The organism is Sphingobacterium sp. CZ-UAM (assembly GCF_002000245.1).
Classification (GTDB): Bacteria; Bacteroidota; Bacteroidia; order Sphingobacteriales; family Sphingobacteriaceae; genus Sphingobacterium.
On the sequence record NZ_MTCM01000001.1, the window covers coordinates 1,571,764 to 1,594,640 of the forward strand.

A 22,877-nucleotide genomic window follows, 5' to 3' on the forward strand; every position below is an offset into this window, starting at 1 on the left:
ATGGATTAAAATGTAAGTTGCACTCCCCCACTCCAGGTAGTGGGTGGTGCCATCATTAAATCATTATATGCGTAATCCGGGTCCAGTCCCTCTTTGTTTGCGCGCCATAGTAAGCCCAAGTTGCTTGCAGACAGAAATACCTTTAATTTTTCAAAGGGGAGTCTCATAGCTCCTTTGTTAAATTGGTAAGCAAAGTTTATATACTGAAGCCTCACATGGTCAGCTTTAAGCACGAAAGGCTCCGCGAACTGATAGAAAGCTTCCGCCTGAACAGAAGCAGGGTAGATTTGCGCTGGAACATCTGTTCGGGTCTCATCGCCAGGCCGCGTCCAGCGTTTCGAATAATCAGCATTTCCTTCCCAATTAGCAAATAATGAACTATAGGATATCGTAGGTTTTCTAAAGAAATAATTGAATTTGTATTGGATCCTTATTGTTGCAGAAAAACCTTTCCACAAAAAAGTGTTACCAACGGATCCAAAAACAGTTGGACTTGCAGAACCATGGTAAATAAGATCATTCACAGTTGTATTTGGTCCTGTGATTTCCGTAAACGCTGAACTGACTTCTCCGTTAACAAAGCCTCTGGCCGAACCACTCTGAGGATCTAACCCCGCCCATTTATAGGACAATACAGAATAAACAGGTTTGCCCTCAACCCCGGTCACCGTTGGGATCACCAGCATAAAATTACTCCCCCGATCAGTAGGCAGATAATATTTAACAATCTGATCCCGATTTGTACTTAAGTTAAATTCTGTTTTCCATTTAACTTCCCCATCAAGATTAACACTATTTAAAACGATATCCCATCCCCATCCTTTCATCTTTGCCGCATTTTTTACAACCGTACTTCCGATGCCTCCGGTATAATCAATCGGTACACTGGCAAACAGATCCGAGGAATTTTTGCGGTAATATTCAACCGAACCATTCAGACGGTTGTTCTTCAGCCCAAAATCTAATCCCAAATTCAGCATTGCTGTTGTCTCCCATTTTAAATCGGGATTGGCATATTTATCAAAACTTGCATAAGGCATCTGTGTATAGGGAGAATTTCCCCTATATCGAATTGTTGTCAAAGCAGCCATTGAGGGGTGTATATTCCCACTATGACCGTATGTAGCCCTGACTTTTAAATAAGGTATTGCTTTTCCGATTCCATTATTTAAATAAAATGGCTCTTCGGAAACTTGCCAACTCAGACCAGATGACCATAACGGATTCCAGCGATCATTTGTTTTAAATCCAAACAGATTTGAAGCGTCTCTTCGGGCACTGGCTGAAAACGTATATGTATTTTTGTAGGTATACGCCGCATTAGCATAAGCAGATACAAACCGAGCGGCCTTTTCACTCGCATAGATCCCATTTTCAATAAACAATGGGTATCCGGTTATCAGGTGAGGGAAAGACATCGTATAATCTGCGGTACCGGATGTCATTGTGCCTGAGTCAAATCCGTAGCTCCTACTTGTATGCCCCAAGGACACAGACTCCCTGATTTCAGTACCCAAAATTGCACTGAATAAATGATTTTCAGATCTTTTGTCAAAACTGAGCTGCCCCCTCAAATTATTGGAAACTATAGTTCCATCCTGATAATCCATTATTTCTCCAGGCGGCACCTTCCGTACCAGATTACCATCGCTGTCGAATTGTGAAAATCCATTCACAAGATCCCGGACAAAATAACTCTGATTCCCCCTCAGATGATCCGCTGAATTAGTCTGACGCTCATACTGATACATCAGATCAACGTGAAACCATTTCAAGAAGCCATAATTTAATCCTATGTTGGCGATTATATCAGAAATATTTTCTTTTCGGTTATTACTTTTATAATCATCCAAAGGGTAATATTTCCAGTCTAGAAGTTTACCGTCTCCTAATGTATCAATATAGCTGAACCGCCAGTCTTTAGGAATTGGAAGAGCATTGCCTTCCTCGTCTGCTAATAATGCGTACGGATACAAAAAACCTCCCTTCGATGTTATCTCACCGGTACCCTGCCTACCCGACTGCCGTGCACTTTTTGTAAAAGCCAATGAGGAATTTAATTTAAGGTTATCAGCTAGCGCAATCATGTTCTGCAACCGCGCATTTACACGCCTGTATTTATTTCCGAGATTATCCATATTGATATCACTCCCCAAAAAAGCACTCCAGCCCATCTTAGCTGAACCACCATTCATTGTTAGCGCATATTGCTGATTAACGCCTCTTTTATAAACATAGCGGTCGAAATCCTCTCTAACATCATGCATTTTTAACCGTTCAATCTGGCTATCGATAGCCTCTATCTCGGAGGGGGATGCTGACCTTCTTTTAATCAACAGCTCCACTACTGGTGAAAGAACGAGTTTACTGTCCAAATCAATATCATTGTCATAATATCTCTTTGAAAACAACATTTTCTCAACATCAATAAAATCGGCAGAGCTCATTCGTCTCTTGCTAAATAAATTAGGCTTAGCTAAAACGGTTGTATTTGCCACAAAGTCCATCCTTAAAGGCTGATTCAATTTTCCTTTTTTTGTGGTGATCACGATAACACCATTTGCAGCTTTTGCACCCCAGATTGACGCTGCCGAAGCATCTTTGAGGATCGTTATGTTATCAATATCATTTGGATTTATATTGCTGACATCGCCGTCATATGGAAAATTGTCCAGTATAACCAAAGGAGCATTCATGGATGGCTGTAAAGTGCTCAGTCCTCGGATACTTAGTCGAGGCTCCGAATTTGTACTTCTATCGAACACAAGTCCACTGATCGTACCATCCAACTTGCCAAGAATATCCGGCGATACCTGCTCATCAAGTTTATTCTTATCAATCCAGGCAAAAGATCCTGTGATCCGCTCCTTAGGAAGCGTCTGATATCCAGTAGAAACGTTTATATCAACGACATCCAATTGGGTATTGATTTCATGTAACCGTATAACAACTTCTTTCTTAGATGCTGCTAAGAAATTAAAAACTGTATCTAAATTTGAATAGCCTATTGCTGAAATCTTTACATGGATCCTTTCTGAGGTTTTTGTAAAATTTAAAAAGAATTTCCCATTCTTATCTGATTTCAACCATTCTTTAGCCTTTCCATTGTCGGCAAGCACGTTAATGGATTCCAAGCGTTTACCGTTTTTTTGGTCCACAATTTGACAAGGAATAATACTTTGTCCATTTACGGAGCCTGCTAGCAACGAAATAAACATTGAAACGGAAAAATATAGGTATATTTTATAGTTACTTTTCATAATCTCAAGGCTATTGTTCATCATCCCTAATAACTAACATGTATTTTTCCTTGCCGTTGATTTTTAGTTTTTCGATTGTTCCCTCATACGGCGTGGAATTGTTGATTAGCGACAAAATATTCTCATAAAGCTGAACGGGTTTATCAACCGGTAGGATAACATCATAACTATAGAGGTTTTCTTCATCCCACTTGAACTTCAGTTCCTGCCTATTAAAATCCCTTGAGTCAATTCCCGTCAACTTAAAATCTAATTTTGCCGGTTCTTTCACATCCAAGATGATATCCGTGGTCATATTAAACATGATCCCCTTGTGTCTGAGTAGTCCATTTACGATTGATCCATACATTAATTTTAACGGTTCATTGGTATGACATCTACCATAGATAACACTGTCTTTTGACCGCTCGAAAAATGCAGTCACCAGTTCAGGTCTCGCTCCCTTTATGAATATTGAATATTGCTGAAGGCCCTTATCCAATATTTCATCTGATATTAATAGCGCACCACCCTTATCTATTTTTTGTGCTAGAGCTAGTTTTGTTTTACCCGGAGATGCTAACATTTCACGGATATTTTTTTCCGTTACCTGCTGGGCTTGTGTAATTGAGCGAACCTTTCCATCTGCTGTTATCCATACAAAATGGGGTATGGATTTATAGGGAAAATATTTACGAAGTACAGTGTCTCCAACAACTGAATAAAGATTAAGCGAATCTGTGATATAATTTTTCTTAATAAAAGGAGACACTTTATCCAAAGATTCAAAAGTGACAGGCAAAAATATAACCCCTTCAATTTCACTTTGAAATTTATGCGTACGGGGCATATTAGCTATACATGAGCTACAATAAGTAGCCCAGAAATCCAAAATAATAAGTTTATGGTCTCTATAATCTGAAAGCTTTATGGAGGACTTACCACTTGGATGGTTCACGGCAGGCATGGACATTTCCCATAACACTTTTGGTATTGTATCACCAACTTCCAAAGGTTTAATTTCAACCTTAGCCACAGCCCGCTCGGAAGTAGGCTGTGCCAAAGCTGATAAACTAAACATAAGAAACAATGGGGCTATGATAATTTTGACCAAAGTCAATAATTTTAGAATATTCATAATTTGTTTTTAAGGTTAGATGACACTCGTTCGAAAAACTCAAAAATTTCTTTATTCAGTTTTTGTTCTCGGTCATTCATGTTAGATTTTGAAACGGATTTAAGGTTTATTTTACTTAGGTCCGTTCCTCGATTACGCGCTTCAAAGTAACCTCTGATCAGATGGAGCAGATCCATCAGAAATTCCTGTAATTGATCTGCGGAATAAATTGGTTTTTTATTATCGGGAATCCCATCCTGGCTGAGAAAGAGATAGAAAATATGATCCTGAAAACTTTTCAAATCATATTTTTCCCAAAATTCCTCGATGTCCACCATTGGATCATACCCCTGCTCGTGGGTCTTATAAAATACTAAATCCAATGCGAGCAACTTTTTGTAGAAACTGTTCATCACTTTAACTTCTAACCCGTTTGAATACAGTATGAGGTCCCCTCTCTGACTAAAATCAGACTTTCAGGACTGCTGTAAACATAGGTTACAACAACAATAAATTAATTACAGGGAGCCAAACTGCGTGAAATAGAAGTTACAAGGAACAATAATTGGCGATACGCAGTTCATGGCAAAAGGAGCCAAAATGTTGGCAAGCCGTCTGAGCTACTCAGGAGCAGAAATAAGATTTTTAAGGATTGCTTTTTTTTTCATAACTCGTTGGTTTATTAACGAGCTTGGAAATGACGGTGTACTTAATAAGGTTGGAGTCACCTGTCAATTGTCACGCAGGCCCTGACAAAGCCAATATCGCAAAAGCGATGTGAGCACAAAGACATAAGTGACCCCAACCCTATTGATATTAGGTATTGGGGTTATTCACTTACTCTTGGGCTCTAGAATTGTCAGGTTCGCGTGCCAAGACTCGTAAGCAAATACCTCATTTTTTGTTAACAGAAGTATTGCAAAATTACAATTATTTTTATTCTACACTATTTTAAATTCATTTATTCTACATTATTTAAATAAAAGTCGGTAATAAAAAACACCAAATTCCACTATATTATTCAAATATACGTAATAATTACGTATTATTCAAGCATATTACGTATTTAAATTCCGCACTACCATTAATTAACTTTATGAGTTAAGAAACCCCTATTACTGACTATGCATAAAGTTCATATTGGAGCTGAATTATTCAAAATTGCCGACAACCATAAATTATCTATTGTTGAAATAGCCAAACGTGCAGGATATGGACAATCGATGTTTTACAAACACATAAAAAAAGAAGATCTTTCCTTTACGATTCTTAAGCGATATGCGGATGCTATGAGCTATTATTTTAAGACTGAAATACCAGAGTTCGGAGAATATTTACAACAGTTTGGCACACTAGAGCCGAGTCTAGATGAACTTTCAAAAATACAGTTATTAGATAAGATTGAATATTGGAAGGATCAGGCGTATGAAGCTACAAAAAGAAACAATGAACTACTTCAAAGAAGCATTGAGCAAGAAAAAGAAAATGATCAATTAAAACGTGAATTAGAAGATCTGAAAAGAAATTTAAATAAAAAATAGTAACCGCCTATTCATTTCAGCTGTTTGATTCAAATACGTTATCATCTAATCGCTACCCTATATCGAAATTAGGATTAAATACGACTGGAAAACAAACAAAATGTAATAATGTATGTTTTACACTTGATTTGATAAAATCATAAGTACAATCCGTACCTAACATATCTCGGCCACAATTCATTTGATATGCAAATAGGTTGTACTAAAATGAATCCCATTATATTGGGAGTTATTATTATTGAATTTATTCTAATTGGCGCTGTAGGCCTTTATTGTTTAGAACGCCCGAGCGCAAAAGACCGAAAAGGATATTTTATTTTCCTTATAATGCTCGTTTTACTCAATATAACGAATGGTCTTATACCGAACCCCAATCTTAAAATCCCATTGGCTTTTCAGTACTTTCTTCGAAATACAATAGGTTTTATAACAATCTCTTACCTACCCTATCTGTATTTCAAAAAATCGAACATAACCAAAATTAATAGGAAGGCTAAAAAAGTGTGGAGTAACAGCTTTCTATTCATAGCACCTTACCCTATACTATTTTCGATTATTTATTCTACTTGTAATGATTTGGAAATTGCTCACCGCTTTTCTTTATTTGTGCCTTGCTTGAATAATATGACCCTAGTAGCAATCGCTGGTAAAAACATCAGCGATATTTCCGAAAAACAGGAAGATAGTGGAAAAATATCTATGGATTTATTTGCCTTCGCCACAATTTTAAGTTGGCTATTTATATATCCCATAATACATTTAAATGGAGGAAAGGAACTAGAAACCATCCTGATTAACCTAGGCCCTACAGCACTAAACATACTCCTTCTTCATAATTGGCTGAAAAATAAACGGCTTGAAAACGAAACTCTCCAAAACTCTGTTTCACACGTACCATCTTTAAATCTGATTATTGTCAATTGCCAAAATTATAGTTTATCTGAAAGGGAGACTGAGGTAGTCATATTGCTATGCCATCATTTCAAACGTCAACAGATTGCCGACAAGCTCTTTATTTCAATCCGGACTGTTGACAAGCATATCGAACGCATATTTTTAAAGACAGGTGTTTCCTCGAGAGACTCATTATTCGAGAAGTTAAATACAATGACCTAGGGACTTTCGAACCGAATTTTCTTAGAAATACGTAGGTATTACGGACACAAATACGTAATGCCTACGCTATGTTAAAATTTGCTTCAAGCATACTTTTGATCTGCGAATGAAAACAGGCAAGTACTAATTATTCTATATCATGCCAGCAGGAAAATTTGAAAATCAATATTCGATTATGCTTGAACAATTGACGGAAATCAATGGGACAATGAGCGATCCAATCAAAAATTTGAATGCATCGCTCACTATAATTAAACAAACTCTGATTTCTTTGAAAGAACAGAATCGAATGCAGCCTTTTATAGACGATGATCAGGAGATCAGATTTTTTAAATATACAAAACCTAGGTTTTATGCTTGGCAGGTTTACTATTTAGAACTGCATAATATTATTTCATCTGTTCCAATCGGAACCGACGAAGTGATAAAAAACTATTACATCAATGAAATCGCTATCATAGATCGCTTTTTTAAAATTCACGCTTTTCACTATCAATATTATCTAAAAAATGAAAGCTGCAAGGATCAGATCTTTTTCCTTAAACGGCATAGATCTCTATTTCCTCCCAGTGTAGAACTAAATGCGGTTGATCCTGAATTCTCTACTGAACTGGATCAGCTATTCGGCAGATTCCGGGCAAATGAAATGTTACGTGATTTTTTAATACGCAAAGTCAAACTATTAATTCAGGAATCGTATAATGGTTTGGCAAATGGCCTTTTCGATAAAGGGAAAAGATCCTGGTCCGGAGATAAAGTTGAACTGATAGAAATAGCTTATGGTATTTACTATACTGGACGGATCAACCATGGCAAAGCAGAAATTTCTGAGATCATACAATGGCTGGAAGAAAGTCTCAACATAGACCTCAGCCAGGCTTATCGAATGTTCGTTGATATACGTCGCAGGAAAACTATAAGTTATACAAAATATTTGGATGAAATGCGCAGTACAATACATTCACACATCGAAGACTCCTTTAAATTCGCAAAGAAATCAAATAGATAAGTTTGGATTTATGATATCTTAGAAGCTATGGAGGATACCTAGAGGATACCCACAACCCCATTTCTGGCGAATGGGGAAAGAAAAATAGGGTTCTGCCCAACTTCTGCTTGCTTTGTAGCGTTATTTACGATTATTCTTGCTAAATTTTTTAATGCTGATAATATTGATGATGAATATATTTGTTTAAAAGTATTTCAAATTAAGACCTATTTAAATATGTCCCTTACCCAATTAAGGTTAAGAGACAATTACTAAAGCTAATGGGTTATTTCGATCCCCTGGTTCTACCTCCATAAGTCCTGGTGGAACCATCTGAAGGACTCTGGGAGTCGGGAGGTGTAGGTTCGAAAGTGAAGCTCTCTATAAATTCTTTTGCATAAGTGATCCGGTCAGATTCAGGCACATTTATGATTATGTCTCCCATCAGCATCTCGAGCTTGCTTATAAAAAGAATGATGAATCCAACACTATTTCCACGCTTGCTTATGATATAACTGCCATTAACCCTATCATTATTGACATACCCAACTGTAAGATCTTCTTTGTTAAAAACGTTATACACATCATTGATCTAATTCTGAGTCACACTCTCTATGGTTTTGCGAGCAGATAAACTCGACCACGAAATATTTAGTAATCCATAGCTTGTTTCAAACCAACGCACAGTTCCCGACCTGGTTCTAGTTGGACTAAGATTCCTATTACTTGTTGGAACCGTACCTGTGGTAGGTGTGTATCCTGGAGGGGGAATCTCCTTGATATACTCTACTTTATGATAGGAGTTATAGCTTGAAATTTTTTCTATGGATATATCCATCAATTCGGTGTATTGTTTACCAAAGAAGCCATAAACAAGACTATTGTTAAGCATATTTAGTACAGTTAAGTCAGTGATACCATTAGTCTTAAAGTATATGGAGGATACTTTGGAAATTATATTTTGCTGAGCAGACAAGCTCATTGTAAATAATATAAAAGTTATTACAGTTATAATATTTTTCATTTTCTATTAGTTATTAGGGATTACAGGGATCGTAACCACTCAGGTATGTCTATGACTGAGTGATTACCCACGTTATATAAAAATATATACATCAACTGCAAAGCACCTTAAGTCATGGGCTGACAACAAAAAATTCTCCTATCGTGTCTATACTACTGGAGATACATGTACAAAATTTATTTCAGCAAACCTTCTTTTTGGTCACTGTGTGTCAACAGATGTCTTGGCATAGGCACCGGTTGTTTCTATTCGGATACGATCGGACGATGATTTGCACTGTTACCCAATTATTTGGATACTGAAAGTATTTTGCGCTGCCAGAAGAAAAAGATTAAGAACAAGACGACCAATGTCGCTGGGAATATCGTCATCTTGGCCAAAGTGAGCTGACCCGAAGCAAGCTCTAATGCTGGACCACTTAACCCCTTCAGCATCATTTCAATTCTGGCATTGTCGATCCACCGGCCAATAATCGGTTGGAATATAGAGCTTGAAAACATACCTACACCGCCGATAATAGACATCCCAAATGCTCCGGTAAGGGGTGTTCTTTGTGCCACCGAACCAACCATGGTGGGCCAAAAATAACAAACTCCAATCGCAAAACAGACGGCTGCAAGATAGACCAAAGGACCTGTAACCGTACTGAACAGGTACACACCGATGGTGGCAAAAATGGCTGAAATCAATAATACACCTGTCTGTCCCAATGCTTTTACCACTGGCCCTGCAAAGTAGCGGCCTATAGCCATCAAACCAGTCACCAGGGCCAATATCAGCATCGGACTTGCGCCGCTACTGCCCATGATCAAACCTACCCACTGTTGGGGGCCGAATTCGGTTATTGCAGTAAGCGCCATGCAGATAAAAAGAAAAATGTAAGTCGGAGATAGCATCGCCTTTAAATTTCCTGATAAAGATCCTGCACCAGATGTCTGAGGCTCTGGAAATGTCTTTCCCCAGAATAATATAGCATAGATCAATGTAGGGATCATAATTATGCCTACCTGTATCTGCCAATTGATAGCAGCATCTGTCATCAATTTAGACAGAAGACTGCCGATCACTATACCACCAGGGAACCACATATGGAACCTGTTTAGCATCTTATTCATTTTTACTCCTGAATAACTATCTGCGATCAACGGATTACATGCCGCTTCGGTACACCCATTACCAAAGCCAATGAATAAGGTGGAAACGAGCAACAGAGTATAGCCCCCGGCATAAATGGTCAACAGGACACCTAGTGCATGGGCGACAAATGCCACTTGCATAATACGTTTAGGTCCGAACCTATGGTAAACCAATCCGCCCAAAATCATCGATATCGGAAACCCTAAGAACCACATCGAATTGATAAACCCTAACTGTCCGGCACTCAGATCGAATTGCCGACCAAGTTGCTGTAAAATACCCGCCCGGATGGCAAAAGTAAAAGCTGTAGTGATAAGCGCAAAGCAACTGCCATTGAATAAGGCTGTTTTATTAACGGGAGATATGGTAGTCATCATATTCATGAGGTTTATCGTTTATAAGGAATTATTATAACTGAAACAGTGATATCTTTTGGTTTGCAAGTATCAATCTTTATATAAGGATTTATTAATTTCCATAGGCTTGCATCTGTTATGATTTTATGATCCAATTGACAACAAAATCAAAATAATAGTCATTTCAAGCGGAGGATAAGTTTCTATTTATAATTATCGGCTATCATTACTTTTTCTTTCTTGATATTATTCATGAAATCCGTGTATTTTATCGGTAATTTCTTTCTATGAAAGTAAAAATAAAAGTCAAATTACGGTTTTATTAAGGCCATTTACTATCTATTATAAATAAAAATGGCATCATCATTTGTAAACTTGAACTGTTCTTAATATTATATATGAGTACAAGACGGTTGAGAGAACGATTTGTCCCAAAATATTTCATTTTTTTTGCAGTTATGTTTTATTAAATTTTGGTAGTAATTACTTATTGATATCTCTTTACATTAGTAACCCAGAAAAATAGCCAATGATTTAGAGGTCTGGGGTGTTCAGTCGCTAATATCTTAAGTTGTTTCCCTGAATTAATTACTTTTTATTATTCCAGAATTTTTGTTAGATTTACTTTATAGCACTTGCAGCTAAAACGTATGTCAAACTAGTGAGTTATTCGTTGAGTAGGGAAATGGAAGGTTTGTAAATTGCTGATAAATAGAATTATGTAAGTAGGGTTCGATTCCCCTACGGAATACTAATCATTAAAACAGGAAATGCTTTCTTTCCCATAACCCACAGAAAAGTCATAAATCGCAAAAATTTTCTAAAAAATTTCATATTAATACTTGATTACCAATTTTTCCACCTTGGTAAACGCTATTGAGCAAAATAACATAGAAAGTTGTCGCAAATCTACGAGCAACAACCCAACTGTTGTAAAAAACCTTTTTTACCCTCTTGAATTTACCCCACCTCACTAATCAACACTTCATTTCCTTTTCTTTTTTGCCAGTAAACAATATTAAAAAAATCTATACCAAGCTACTCAACTTGTGAGATCCCCATGCCCAGCCTTGCCAATTTTGCCCTATAAGGACTCGTTCTTTGACATTGAGGGAAAAAGCATTTTCGGTTTTAACGACCGAAAATTATGTGCAGTCGAAATCTATCCAAATATTTTTGATGAACCATAGGCAGCCGGTTTCGGCAGGTATATATTTACCGACGTGTGTATTCCCGATCTAATAAATATATTGAACGTCCTTGAACGCAGCGATACGATAAACCAATATATTCTCTGACAGTTTACATTTATCATCATATAGTAAAGGGGCTTCCGCCCCTTTTTTTATTTCTGAAAACTAATATTTAATAATCAAGCAATTAGCTTATGGAAACAAAGAGAAACGCAGAACAGATCAAAAACGAGGTGTCTTTGGTTGACTTTCTCTCCCGACTAGGTCATCAGCCATCTCAAAAATCGGGTAAAGAACTATTTTATAAAAGTATGCTCCGTAAGGAAAATACACCATCACTGTGCGTAAATGATCAATTAGATGTCTGGTTTGATCACGGTGGGGCCAATCTCTCTGGTATTAAGGGTGGTAATGTTATTGATTTTGCATTAGCATATTGGCATCCAATAACTTTTAGGGAAGCTCTTAATAAAATAAACGAAATCATGAACGTTCCAACCAAAATTGCTTTCGTAGATTCAGAGAGGAAAAAACGGCCTCGTCAAAAGGCGACCCGTCTAGCCAATTACAAAATTCAGGACATTAAAGAATTAGGAAACAATCCAGCTATTGAAAAATATCTTAAAAAGCGTGGCATTTGGGAGCAAGCACAGGGAAAGGTTAAAGAAGTCTATTATAGTATCGAAACTGGCCCTAAAAAAGGAAGATTCTATTTCTCAGCTGGCTGGAAGAATGAAAACGATGGATGGGAACTTAGAAATAAAATAGGAGTTTTCGATTTTAAATCCTGTCTTGGCCGAAAGGGAGTTTCCGTTTTTAGTGGCGACCTAGACAGATTATCTATGTTCGAAGGATTTCTGGACTATTTGAGCTGGAAAAAGGATAATCCCGATGCTACCGATTCCATTCTTGTGCTCAATTCTGTCAATCTGCTTGATATTGCTATAAAAAAAGCATGTGGTTTTCCAAATATTGACGTTTATTTTGACCGAGACAATGCAGGTGAAACAGCTTTCAAGCAATTAAAGAAAGTACTTCCACAAGCAAAAGATTGCTCGGAAACTTATAGCAATTTCAAAGACTATAACGAAATGCTACTTGCAAGACGTCCCATTCCGCTCCCATGGGAAGAAGAATATATTTATGAGAAAATATTGGCCACCTATATGCGATAAGTAACGTTGCCCAAACTAAGCTAATTGGCTATTTACTCAATGAGCAATTAGGCTAAACGGCAAGAATGCAGTTTTGCCAATAGGCCAATAAGCTGTTAACCTAATAGGCTACTGTACTACGGATCCATTATACTAATGAACAATGGGGCCGAAAGGTAAGAATGCAGTTTTGCACATAGGCCAATAAGCTGTTAACCTAATAGGCAACTGTGCTACCGATCCATTATGCTAATAGCCAATAGTGCAAATAGGTTATTAAGCAAAATAGCTAAATAGCCAATTAAATACAATTACGTCATAACGAAGACAAATGCCAGGCTATCCTCCCCTACACTACCCTGCGGATCCCCTTAGCCCTGCTGCCGGAGATCCGCCCAGGTTGCAAACCTCCTCGTGTTTTGCAACCTGCAAGTTGTGTTTTCGGGTACCCCGAAAACTACCTTGCCTTTACCCTGCGGCGCCCCTGTTGGGGAGCTGCGGGGCACAGGGAGAAAAACCTTCGCAACTCGGTTTTTCTTTTTAAGGGCTGGGAAAAGCCCCTTCACAGGACATGAAAAAAGCTCAAAAAAAGCCAGGTAGACCACCGATGCTGACCGGCAAGCGGATACATCTTATCAAAGCCAAACTCACCGACGAAGAATTCAAGGCATTGGTTGAACTCCAGAAAGTTAGCGGTTTAAACCGTATGGAACTTATTCGTAGGCATGTTCTTGGCAAAGGTGCACCGCAAATTATCAATGTAAATGAATTGCTCCATGCACTTGATGCTATTGGTTCTGAGCTGGGAAGAGCTGGCAATAATATCAATCAACTGGCTCGACATGCCAACACCCTCAATAAACAAGGGAAGTTAAGGGAACAAGTTGTGTCAGATTTTAATAATTTATTTACTGATTACATCCATACACAACAGGAACTCGAAAAACAACTTCGCCATATTCTTCGGGCAATGAGAACCTCTTAAAGAGAATTAGTACAGTCTATTAATCCATTTATTCAACATCTATGAAACAGCGTAAAAAACGAAACCAAAAATTGTCAAAGGCCCAAGCTTTCACCTATGCGCAAAAACAAAATGCTTAGACACGGTAGTCTCTTTAGTGGTATCGGTGGATTTGATCTTGCTTCCACATGGATGAACTGGCAGAATATATTTTCCTGTGAAATCGATCCTTTTTGTCAGAAAATTTTAAAACATTATTGGCCAAATATTCACCATCATGAAAACATCTGTCACCTCGATGCAACTCAGTATAGAGGACTTGTGGACATCATCAGCGGAGGCTTTCCCTGTCAGCCCTTTAGTCAGGTCGGAAGACGAAAGGGCAAATCGGATGACCGTTACCTCTGGCCGCAGACTCGCAGAATTATTGAGGAAGCACGACCCCAGTGGATTGTGCTTGAAAATGTTACTGGACTCTTCACGATTCTCGAACCGGAGCGTATTTCTGAAATGGAAATCAAAGAGATTGAGCTTTTTTGTGCGGATAAAGAATATAAAACAACAAAAACAATTGTCAGCCTCCAGCGAAGAGTCATTGCAACTATCATTTCAGAAATCAATGCAGCAGGATATATACTTCCCAAACTCAACGATGGCACACCAGTCATTTTGTGTATTCCAGCTTGCGCCATGGGGGCACCGCATCGTCGGGACAGAGTCTGGTTTGTTGCCCACGCCGGTAGCGAGAGATTGGAAAGGCCCAACACCGGGCAGGAAAATAGACAATCTACCTGGAGCTGTGAGATTCCTGATTGGATTAACTGGTCAACTCAATCCCCTGTTTGTGGGCCAGATGATGGGATTCCCAGAAAAATGGACGGTATCACCTTTCCAAAATGGCGGACCGAAAGTATAAAAGCATTGGGTAATGCTATCGTCCCACAGATTGCACTAGAACTTTTTAAGGTTATCGATACCGTTGAAAGGGAAATGAAAAATAACTCGCTCTAGTTTTTTATTATCCAACAGCCTTTCACCATGATTGTCAAGATCCTCAAAAAATCGTCGACTTTCAAAGCGGTAAATTATAATACGGGCAAAGTCGACAAAAACAAAGGCGAACTACTTTTGGTCAAAAATTTTGGTGTCCTTCAGGGAATTGAGAACCTACGGCCTCAAGATTATATCAATTACCTGGAAGCTGTTTCTTCATCCAGCACACGTATCAAATATCCCCAATTACATGTAGCCATATCCACCAAAGGACGACAGAACAGCAAAGAAGAACTTTCAGATATTGCGCAGAAATGGATGGATGGAATGGGCTATGGAGACCAACCTTATCTACTGATCTTCCACAAGGATACAGACAACAATCACATACATCTTGTATCCACACGTGTTGGAAAGGATGGGAAAAAGATATCCGACAGATTTGAGAAACTGCGTGCATACCGTGTTATAGATCAGATTATGGGAAAGGATAAAAAACAGACAGTCGAAGATCAACTGCAAAAAGCCCTGTCCTACAATTTTTCGACCCGAGCTCAGTTTATGATGCTACTTGAGACAAAAGGTTATTCCCTTAATCTCACCGACGAAGCCTATGCTATAAGTAAAAATGGTATTGAATTCGGTTCAATTGAACTAGCCAAAATTGATTTCAGAATTGATGAGAGAAAGAAAGACGCTGCAAGAGTAGCACAGATCCAGGCAATCTTTGAAAAATACAGATCCATTTACGATACCAAGATAACTGGCACTAACCAGGGCTACAACTCAGACTTTGCCGAATTTCTTCATAAAAAGTTTGGTCTGGAGATCATCTTCCATGGAAAGAACGAAAAGCTTCCCTACGGTTATACGCTCATTGATCACGCAAAACGGACAGTCTATAAAGGCGGTGAAATTATGGTCCTTAAAGACATTATTGACGTTTTGGCCAATCCGATCGATGAGCAGGAAAAGGAGCTGTTACATGTGGTGAGCCAAACTGAACTTGGAGATAACCAAACTGGACTTGAAAAAGAAGCTATTGTGGAAACTCAAGCCAAAAACTTGCTTAACGAATTTAACGGTATTAAGCCTATCGAACTCCCATTGGATAGATACGTACCATCTGAATTAGAAATCATCCTACCTATTCTAGATATTAATATATCCGATGATATTGATGACGAAGCAATTCTAGGTAAAAATCGTAGGCGTAAGCGTAAGTCTCGAGCGAATACCAGATAACATTAACCATCATAAATTTCTGAATTATGGTCATTCTTATAGGAAACCAAAAAGGCGGAGCTGGCAAAAGTACACTTACCCTGCTGCTTGCCAACTACCTCACTTCTGTACATGAAGAAAAAGTTACTGTCCTAGATATGGATTACCAACAGTCCGTATCATCAAAATATGAAAAAGCCAAGATCTTGGAAAATGAGCCACCCTACGAAATCGTCGCCGTTGACCTCGCCCAATTTCCGATATTACTCAAAGTCCTTACCAAAAGTCCAAAAGAAATAGTTTTGATAGACCTACCAGGAAAAATGGACGATGATGGTCTGATTCCAGTAATTCTTTCTGGGGATATTATCCTCTGCCCATTTAATTACGATGAGTTTTCCGTCGACTCAACCCTACTTTTTGCTATGGTAGTACAGAAAATCCACAGTCGGGCACCGCTTATATTTATACCAAACCGGATCAAATCCAATGTACGTTATGATACTCAAATGGAAGTGGAAAGGGTTATGTCAAAATTTGGAACGATAACTCCTACAATCGCTGACCGCATAGACTTCCAACGTGTAAACACGCTTCATACCCCTACAATTGTACTACCTGCCATTTTACCCATATTGAATTTGATCTATGACAACTATATCAAGAAGGAAATACCCGAATGAAAGAAATAAAATCTCTTGCCGACAAGCTCCGTGACCAGCTCCGCTCAAAAGAAACGAATCCTAAAAACCTCCCTAAAACTAAAAGAGCCTCTCCCGTACAACAAGAAAAATGCCCATCGCCCGACAAAGAAAAAGCAATAGTCTTTTTTAACGACATACGGAATTTTCAGGTTGAACTTACGGAAAAAAGCCTCATCAGGGTAGACAAAAGAACACTTAACCTCCTAAAAGGGATCAAACTCACCCAAGGAGTGGATATGAACCGATTTATCGTTTACGCACTCCACCAATACCTCTCCCAGCATCCCTGGCTTTCCGATTACATAAACGAAACCCTTAAAAACACAGAATCATGAATTGGACAAATTTTCTTCTCATTCTTACGCTCTCCTATTTAACCTATTATGGTCTTAATCTCATCTACGATCTGTTTATTTCGCAGAAACGATCTTCACCGCTGACCACAGATGAGACCTTGATATTCGAAGAGCATATCCAGCCCCAACTTATTGAATATACCGGACCCGCCGTATCGATTGAAATCGTAGAAAAGGAAACGATCGAAACCATACAGATTCCAAAACAAGCAAGGCCTTCTTCCAATACCTTCATTTCAACGGGAGCCGTTGGCCTTAAGGATCTCTTTAACCTAGCCAAAAATAATCTCATCGAGTACACGAGCACTATACCCTATTAGCAACATGTGGCAAAGAAACATGTTATGGACGGCAATTGCCGTCCTTTTTTTTATCTCACCTAAAACTGCCACTCCACAACCCGGTATTCATGAATTTTATCAGGTAACCGGTGAAATGCACCGCTGGTATTTTAGCCTTTCCGATCTGATTCTAGTCATCGGTGCCATATCCGGAATAGGCGGTGGATTGCGCATCTATGTCAATTGGCAATCCGGCAAAAGCCACCACATTGATGCGCAAGTAATGGGCTGGTTCTTTTCCTGCCTGTTTCTTACCATTATCGGTGCCGCCCTTAAAGCCCTCTACGGGATCAATTAATCCTTTTTTTATCCTTTAATAATTTCAGATGACAGTAAAAACAAAAAAACTGTTCGTTTGCGCAGCGCTTTTCCTAAGCGCAGCAAACACGCTTTCTGCACAAACTGCAGGTGGCACCCTAGGTATTGACGCAGCAACCTCCTCGCTGACGACCTATGTTGATCCCGTGTCAACTTTAACACTGGCCATTGGGGCCGTGGTAGGAATTGTGGGCGGTGTAAGGGTTTACATCAAGTGGAATTCAGGCGATAATGACATCAACAAAGAATTGATGGGATGGATGGGTTCCTGTCTGTTCCTAGTTCTCGTATCCGTAGTTATCAAAGCCTTTTTTGGTGTCTGATGATCACAAAGTATTCCATTTACAAGGGGCTCCAGCGGCCCCTTGTATATCGTGGTTTTAAGGGTAAGTTCATCGGTTGGGGTATTGGATTCCTTATTCTGGGACTTGTTGGCGGTGGCCTGATCGGAGCGCTGACAAATATGTACCTAGGTGGAACCATTACCATACTTATCATAGCCGCAGGACTTACATTCACTTTTTATAGACAAAAAGCTGGCCTACACGATAAAACACGCTATAAAGGTATTTCTATCCATTCCACACGTCTAAAGAAAAACTATGTTGACCCGATCCCCTAAATCCATTTTTAAGCTACCCTACGCAGGCATTGATAACTATAATGGTCAGCATTTGCTCTTTAGTGAAAGGGGAGATTTTTCAGCCATATTTTGTCTGAAAAACCCAGCGACACAATACGGTGCCAACCCTGCCCCTTATGTAGCTTATCATTCCCTGCTCCTGAATTTGATAAAGATCCTCGGTGAAGGATATATCATCCAGAAACAGGACATATTTTCCCGAAAGATCTTTCAGGGAGATATAAACCGGGAATTTCTACAACAGAAATATGACGATCATTTCCACGGGCGAGAGTACACCGAAATCACCACCTATCTGACCATTACAAGGCAAGTTAAAAAAGGGACATTTTACGTCTATGATCCTAAAACGCTAGCGGATTTTGCCCTTCAAATGGATAAGGTTTACGATCTATTACTTGGGGCGGAAGTACATCCAAGGCGGTTAAATGAAACAGAGATCAACTCTTATATATCACGAGTACTGGCTGGCGATTTTTCCTCTGAAAATATTGTCCTGGAAAATATTCGTTCAGTTGACCGGGAACTTGGTATCGGAGACCGCACCCTACGGAGCATTAGCCTCATTAACACAGATTCTATTGACCTTCCAGAAGCCATCGGACCTTATACGCATAAACAGGGAGGCGGAAGCCTTCGGGAATTCCCCGTTGATAACCTCTTTTTTTTACATTATGTTCCTGATTATCGCTGCATCATTTACAACCAGCTGATAGAGATACCGACGCAACAAATTACTTTGAATAAACTCGAGCTCAAACGAAAACGGCATTCAGGTATACCGGATCCTGCAAACTTGATCTGCGTAGAAGATATCGACAAACTCCTGATCGACGTAGCACGGGAAAATCAGTTATTGGTCAACGCACATTACAACATTCTGCTCTGTGCAGATAACGATAAAATCGCAAGGGCGGCTAACTTTATTGAAGCCTCCCTGTTCCAGCAGGGTATAATCCCTTCAAGAAATGCCTACAACCAACTGGAGCTCTTTCGTACCGTACTGCCCGGAAATGGTATCGAACTTAAGAAATATGATTGGTTTCTTACCACCTCTGACGCTGCTCTCTGCTTATTTTTTAAAGAATCCCTACAAAGAGACGAAGAATCCGATTTTCTTGTACGGTTTACTGACCGCCAAGGATTGCCCATAGGAATTGACCTGGCAAACCTACTGACCGGGCGCCTAAATAACCGGTCAAAATTTGCCTTAGGGCCGAGCGGATCGGGTAAATCTTTTTTTATGAATGCGCTGGTTGAGCAATATTGCCTTTACAATATGGACGTCGTGATTGTCGACACCGGCGACAGTTACCAAGGATTATGCAGCTATTACAAAGGTAAGTATATCACCTATACCGAGGAAAAACCACTTTCAATGAACCCTTTTGCAATGTCTCAAAAGGAATTCAACCTTGAACAAAAAGATTTCCTCAAAACGCTCGTCGCTTTATTATGGAAGGGAGCAGAAGGAGAACTGACACAGATTGAAGACAGCGTTATTTCCAATGTACTATCTTCTTACTATTACGAGCATTTTTGGCTAGACCCCGGTCCTCAGCACCCGAGAAGACCCGAAAAGTTGGATTTCGATTCATTCTATATTTACTCGGTCGAGCGCATCAAAGAGATCACCGAACAGGAGTCCATTAGTTTTGATCTGGATGAATACCGGTATGTACTCCGTAAATTCTATTCAGGCCAGGAGTTTGGCACATTATTGAATGAAGCCACCGATCAATCGCTCTTTACAGCACCCTTTATTGTCTTTGAAATAGACAATATTAAGGAGAACAAAACAATTTTCCCCATTGTCACCCTATCGATTATGTCGGTCTTCCTCCAAAAGATGCGACACCGTACTGAAAGGCGTAAGGCCCTCATCATTGAGGAAGCCTGGAAGGCGATCGCGAGTCCCATAATGGCAGGTTACATTCTTTACCTCTATAAAACGGTTCGTAAATTTTGGGGAGAACTCACCGTAGTCACCCAGGAGCTTGGCGATATCCTGGGTAACTCCATCGTTAAAGACAGTATACTCGCCAACTCAGATACCATCTGCCTGCTTGACCAAGGCAAATTCAGGGAAAATTACGATGAAATAGCAAAGCTCCTTTCTATAACCGACAGCGAAAGACGCAAAATCTTTACGATAAACCAGCTCGACAATAAAGAAGGCCGTGGGCGATTCAAAGAAGTTTATATCCGTCGTGGAACAACTGGCGAGGTCTACGGTGTGGAGGTCTCCATTTACCAATATCTATGCTATACGACGGAAAAGCCTGAGAAAAATGCGGTACAGATCTATGTAAAGCGGTATGGGAGCTATCAGGCAGCGCTAGAGTCATTTGTTTCAGATATGCAAACCACTGGTCTGGCCCTTTCTGCGTTCGTAGCCAAAATTAACCAGAGCGGGGCTCCCCTTCTTCCTATTCAGTAGCGTTTTATGATTCTAAACAATTCCTCTCAAGCATGAAAAATTTATATTTTATTTTCATCCTGATCCTAATTGCCACAGGATCCCGCGCACAGATCTATGTTGATCCCGCAGTGGCGGCAGCGACGGCAGCACACGCCTCCATAATGAATGGACAACTAGACAGGACAAACGATAACCTTACCCTCATCCAGCGTGGACAACTAGCCGTCACCGGACAATTGGTTATTGTCAATGACCTTCAGGACAAAATATATAAAGGCCTGAGTGAAGTATCAGCAGTCGTACGTAATCTGCTTGCCATTAAAAATATTACAGAGATCAGCTCGGATATCGTTCATGATGTGAACAGAGCAATGCATATTGCCGGATCAAATCCCCTACTATTATTATTTGCTGAACAGGGAGCCCGTGAGTTTAAAACACGTGCCACAGCATTGGCCACCGAAGTGGCTTCCTTTGTCACCAAGGGCGGAAAAGATAACCTGATGGATTCCGGCGAACGTGCAAAACTGCTCAACAGAATCGTAACTGAGCTCACCATTCTCCGGGGTGTTGCCTACGGCATGTACCGGACCATGTACTGGACAAAACAGCGGGGGATCTTAAACTCGCTTAATCCTTATGCGGGTTTTATAAACATAGACAAACGGATCGCGGATGACATTATCCGTAATGCAAAATACCTAAAGCCATGAAAGATTTATTACTCTGTATAGTACTCACCTTGTTGATTTCATCCTATGGCCATGCACAGCTCAATGTAGAACTACTGCATCAACTGGTACAGCACAGTAAGGATGAAAATGAACGGCAAACAACCTCACGTAACCGACAGGCCATTACCTCGGCCAATGAGGAGGTAAACTATTCCAAAATGGATGAGCTCAAACAAAAATACCGAAAACTGCAAAACCGCTTTCACGCGCTGGGTCTTGCGATAGATGCTTCCCAGATCGCCCTGCAGGCCGCTCCGTTAATTGCAGAGATCATCGAAAATCAGGACAAAATTATCGGGCTTGCATCTGCGGATCCCATTCTTATCGCCATGGCATATCAGACAGAAATAGATATAGCCGAAAAAACTTATATGCTCAGCAGGTACCTCTACGCACTTGCAATAAGCCTCGGTGATCTCAACCAGATGAAAGCAAGCGATCGTAAACTGTTGTTCGGGCACGTCATAACAGAGCTCGGGCTCATTGCCGGAGTCTGCCGAGGTCTAGCGGTAAATATGTTTTATTCCAGCAGGAAAAAGATGCTCTCCTCGATGAATCCTTTTGCCAGTTTTATAAATCGTGACCGGCAGCTGGTGAACGACATTCTAGCAAAACTCAAACAGATCAAAAAATGAGAACAGGTATAGTAGTCTTTTTATTCTTAACCATATTTCTGAACGTCAAAAGTGCCAGCTGCCAAGGCTACGCCATTATCAGTGATAGCAAACATCTGGCTATCGTCAATGAAAATGGCGCAGTACGTTATTCCTCAGAAGCCGCCCATAATAACTATCTAAGCACGATCAGGCAAAGGTTGGACGACATCAATATTAATGTAAGTTCCGTCGTTCTCGTTCAGGATATCATTCACAGATCTCTTTCAGAGGTCAACGCAGCTTTACGATCTGGTCTCGCCCTGCGGCAGATTGCTCAGATCAGCACTGAAATCATTCTTGAATGTGAACAGATGCTCCAGGTCGCAAAGGAGTCTCCTCATTTGTTGCTGTTCGCTGAAGAAGTCGCAGGGCTCATGAAAAACCGTGGTGTAGATCTCATCGCTGAAGTATCAGATTTTATTCTCAAGGAAGGACAAAACGTTCTGATGGATTACGAAAAGCGTGATGCCCTACTCCGTAAAATCGTACTTGAACTCAAGGTGATGCGTGCACTTACATATAGCATGCACCGGTCCATGGACAGGGCAAAAATGGTCGGGGTGCTCAAGTCATTAAATCCTTATCAGAACTTCATCAATCGGGACGTCCGCCTCGTGGACGACATTATCTATAAGATCAAGATCATTAAAGAATAAT

The 22,877-nt window shown here is 39.8% G+C and carries 22 protein-coding genes; 17 read left to right on the forward strand and 5 right to left on the reverse strand.

Going from position 1 to position 22,877, the window contains the following annotated elements; genetic code table 11:
- Positions 1 to 5 precede the first annotated feature (5 nt).
- From BWD42_RS06815 to BWD42_RS06825, 3 genes are read right to left on the reverse strand one after another with little or no spacing between them, the layout of a single operon-like run.
- A complete protein-coding gene (locus tag BWD42_RS06815; RefSeq protein ID WP_175991979.1) occupies positions 6 to 3,260 on the reverse strand; it encodes a SusC/RagA family TonB-linked outer membrane protein in 3,255 nt (1,084 codons plus the stop codon).
- Positions 3,261 to 3,270: 10 nt separating this feature from the next.
- The gene (locus tag BWD42_RS06820) at positions 3,271 to 4,377 is read right to left on the reverse strand and encodes a TlpA family protein disulfide reductase (protein ID WP_077434384.1); all 1,107 of its coding nucleotides are present in this window, start codon (positions 4,375 to 4,377) and stop codon (positions 3,271 to 3,273) included.
- Positions 4,374 to 4,769, reverse strand: coding sequence for a hypothetical protein (locus BWD42_RS06825; RefSeq protein ID WP_077434386.1), 396 nt, complete (start codon positions 4,767 to 4,769; stop codon positions 4,374 to 4,376). The genes BWD42_RS06820 and BWD42_RS06825 overlap by 4 nt, the downstream gene beginning before the upstream one ends.
- Before the next feature lie 711 nt (positions 4,770 to 5,480).
- On the opposite strand from BWD42_RS06825, the gene BWD42_RS06830 reads away from it, so the two are divergent.
- The 3 genes from BWD42_RS06830 to BWD42_RS06840 all read left to right on the forward strand — a co-directional run bounded on the left by BWD42_RS06830 (position 5,481) and on the right by BWD42_RS06840 (position 8,022).
- Entirely contained in the window at positions 5,481 to 5,897 is a 417-nt protein-coding gene (locus BWD42_RS06830) for a hypothetical protein (RefSeq protein WP_077434388.1), read from the forward strand.
- Positions 5,898 to 6,521: 624 nt separating this feature from the next.
- Entirely contained in the window at positions 6,522 to 7,013 is a 492-nt protein-coding gene (locus BWD42_RS24670; RefSeq protein WP_175991980.1) for a helix-turn-helix transcriptional regulator, read from the forward strand.
- A 139-nt stretch (positions 7,014 to 7,152) separates the two neighbouring features.
- Positions 7,153 to 8,022: an RteC domain-containing protein gene (locus BWD42_RS06840; RefSeq protein ID WP_077434392.1), complete on the forward strand. Its 870-nt coding sequence runs from the start codon at positions 7,153 to 7,155 to the stop codon at positions 8,020 to 8,022.
- A gap of 265 nt (positions 8,023 to 8,287) precedes the next feature.
- Here the strand turns inward: BWD42_RS06840 and BWD42_RS24855 are convergent, their stop codons facing one another.
- Together BWD42_RS24855 and BWD42_RS06855 are read right to left on the reverse strand one after the other, a co-directional pair.
- A complete protein-coding gene (locus BWD42_RS24855) occupies positions 8,288 to 8,446 on the reverse strand; it encodes a hypothetical protein (RefSeq protein WP_217700016.1) in 159 nt (52 codons plus the stop codon).
- 866 nt (positions 8,447 to 9,312) lie between these two features.
- Entirely contained in the window at positions 9,313 to 10,539 is a 1,227-nt protein-coding gene (locus BWD42_RS06855) for an MFS transporter (protein WP_077435869.1), read from the reverse strand.
- A gap of 1,366 nt (positions 10,540 to 11,905) precedes the next feature.
- Here BWD42_RS06855 and BWD42_RS06860 point away from each other — a divergent pair.
- The 14 genes from BWD42_RS06860 to BWD42_RS06925 all read left to right on the forward strand — a co-directional run bounded on the left by BWD42_RS06860 (position 11,906) and on the right by BWD42_RS06925 (position 22,876).
- Positions 11,906 to 12,886, forward strand: a complete 981-nt coding sequence (locus BWD42_RS06860) for a toprim domain-containing protein (RefSeq protein ID WP_077434398.1) — start codon at positions 11,906 to 11,908, stop codon at positions 12,884 to 12,886.
- 550 nt (positions 12,887 to 13,436) lie between these two features.
- Positions 13,437 to 13,850, forward strand: a complete 414-nt coding sequence (locus BWD42_RS06865; protein ID WP_077434400.1) for a plasmid mobilization protein — start codon at positions 13,437 to 13,439, stop codon at positions 13,848 to 13,850.
- A gap of 96 nt (positions 13,851 to 13,946) precedes the next feature.
- Entirely contained in the window at positions 13,947 to 14,840 is an 894-nt protein-coding gene (locus tag BWD42_RS06870; RefSeq protein WP_077434402.1) for a DNA cytosine methyltransferase, read from the forward strand.
- 27 nt (positions 14,841 to 14,867) lie between these two features.
- Positions 14,868 to 16,067 carry a relaxase/mobilization nuclease domain-containing protein gene (locus tag BWD42_RS06875; RefSeq protein WP_077434404.1) on the forward strand — a complete coding sequence of 400 codons (1,200 nt, stop codon included), beginning with the start codon at positions 14,868 to 14,870 and terminating at the stop codon, positions 16,065 to 16,067.
- Positions 16,068 to 16,093: 26 nt separating this feature from the next.
- Positions 16,094 to 16,729 (forward strand): ParA family protein, encoded by a 636-nt coding sequence (locus BWD42_RS06880; RefSeq protein ID WP_077434406.1) that lies wholly within the window; start codon positions 16,094 to 16,096, stop codon positions 16,727 to 16,729.
- Complete coding sequence (locus BWD42_RS06885; RefSeq protein ID WP_077434408.1) at positions 16,726 to 17,085, forward strand: hypothetical protein; 360 nt, start codon at positions 16,726 to 16,728, stop codon at positions 17,083 to 17,085. The genes BWD42_RS06880 and BWD42_RS06885 overlap by 4 nt, the downstream gene beginning before the upstream one ends.
- Positions 17,082 to 17,426 carry a hypothetical protein gene (locus BWD42_RS06890; RefSeq protein ID WP_077434410.1) on the forward strand — a complete coding sequence of 115 codons (345 nt, stop codon included), beginning with the start codon at positions 17,082 to 17,084 and terminating at the stop codon, positions 17,424 to 17,426. The genes BWD42_RS06885 and BWD42_RS06890 overlap by 4 nt, the downstream gene beginning before the upstream one ends.
- Positions 17,427 to 17,430: 4 nt before the next feature.
- On the forward strand, positions 17,431 to 17,745 hold the full coding sequence (locus BWD42_RS06895; RefSeq protein ID WP_077434412.1) for a DUF4134 family protein: 315 nt from the start codon (positions 17,431 to 17,433) through the stop codon (positions 17,743 to 17,745).
- A gap of 28 nt (positions 17,746 to 17,773) precedes the next feature.
- The gene (locus tag BWD42_RS06900) at positions 17,774 to 18,088 is read left to right on the forward strand and encodes a DUF4134 domain-containing protein (RefSeq protein ID WP_077434414.1); all 315 of its coding nucleotides are present in this window, start codon (positions 17,774 to 17,776) and stop codon (positions 18,086 to 18,088) included.
- Positions 18,088 to 18,387 (forward strand): DUF4133 domain-containing protein, encoded by a 300-nt coding sequence (locus tag BWD42_RS06905; protein WP_077434416.1) that lies wholly within the window; start codon positions 18,088 to 18,090, stop codon positions 18,385 to 18,387. The genes BWD42_RS06900 and BWD42_RS06905 overlap by 1 nt, the downstream gene beginning before the upstream one ends.
- The gene (locus BWD42_RS06910) at positions 18,368 to 20,848 is read left to right on the forward strand and encodes a TraG family conjugative transposon ATPase (protein ID WP_077434418.1); all 2,481 of its coding nucleotides are present in this window, start codon (positions 18,368 to 18,370) and stop codon (positions 20,846 to 20,848) included. The genes BWD42_RS06905 and BWD42_RS06910 overlap by 20 nt, the downstream gene beginning before the upstream one ends.
- Positions 20,849 to 20,880: 32 nt before the next feature.
- Positions 20,881 to 21,543, forward strand: a complete 663-nt coding sequence (locus tag BWD42_RS06915; RefSeq protein ID WP_077434420.1) for a hypothetical protein — start codon at positions 20,881 to 20,883, stop codon at positions 21,541 to 21,543.
- A complete protein-coding gene (locus BWD42_RS06920) occupies positions 21,540 to 22,199 on the forward strand; it encodes a hypothetical protein (protein ID WP_077434422.1) in 660 nt (219 codons plus the stop codon). The genes BWD42_RS06915 and BWD42_RS06920 overlap by 4 nt, the downstream gene beginning before the upstream one ends.
- On the forward strand, positions 22,196 to 22,876 hold the full coding sequence (locus BWD42_RS06925) for a hypothetical protein (protein WP_077434424.1): 681 nt from the start codon (positions 22,196 to 22,198) through the stop codon (positions 22,874 to 22,876). The genes BWD42_RS06920 and BWD42_RS06925 overlap by 4 nt, the downstream gene beginning before the upstream one ends.
- The last annotated feature ends 1 nt before the right edge of the window (position 22,877 follow it).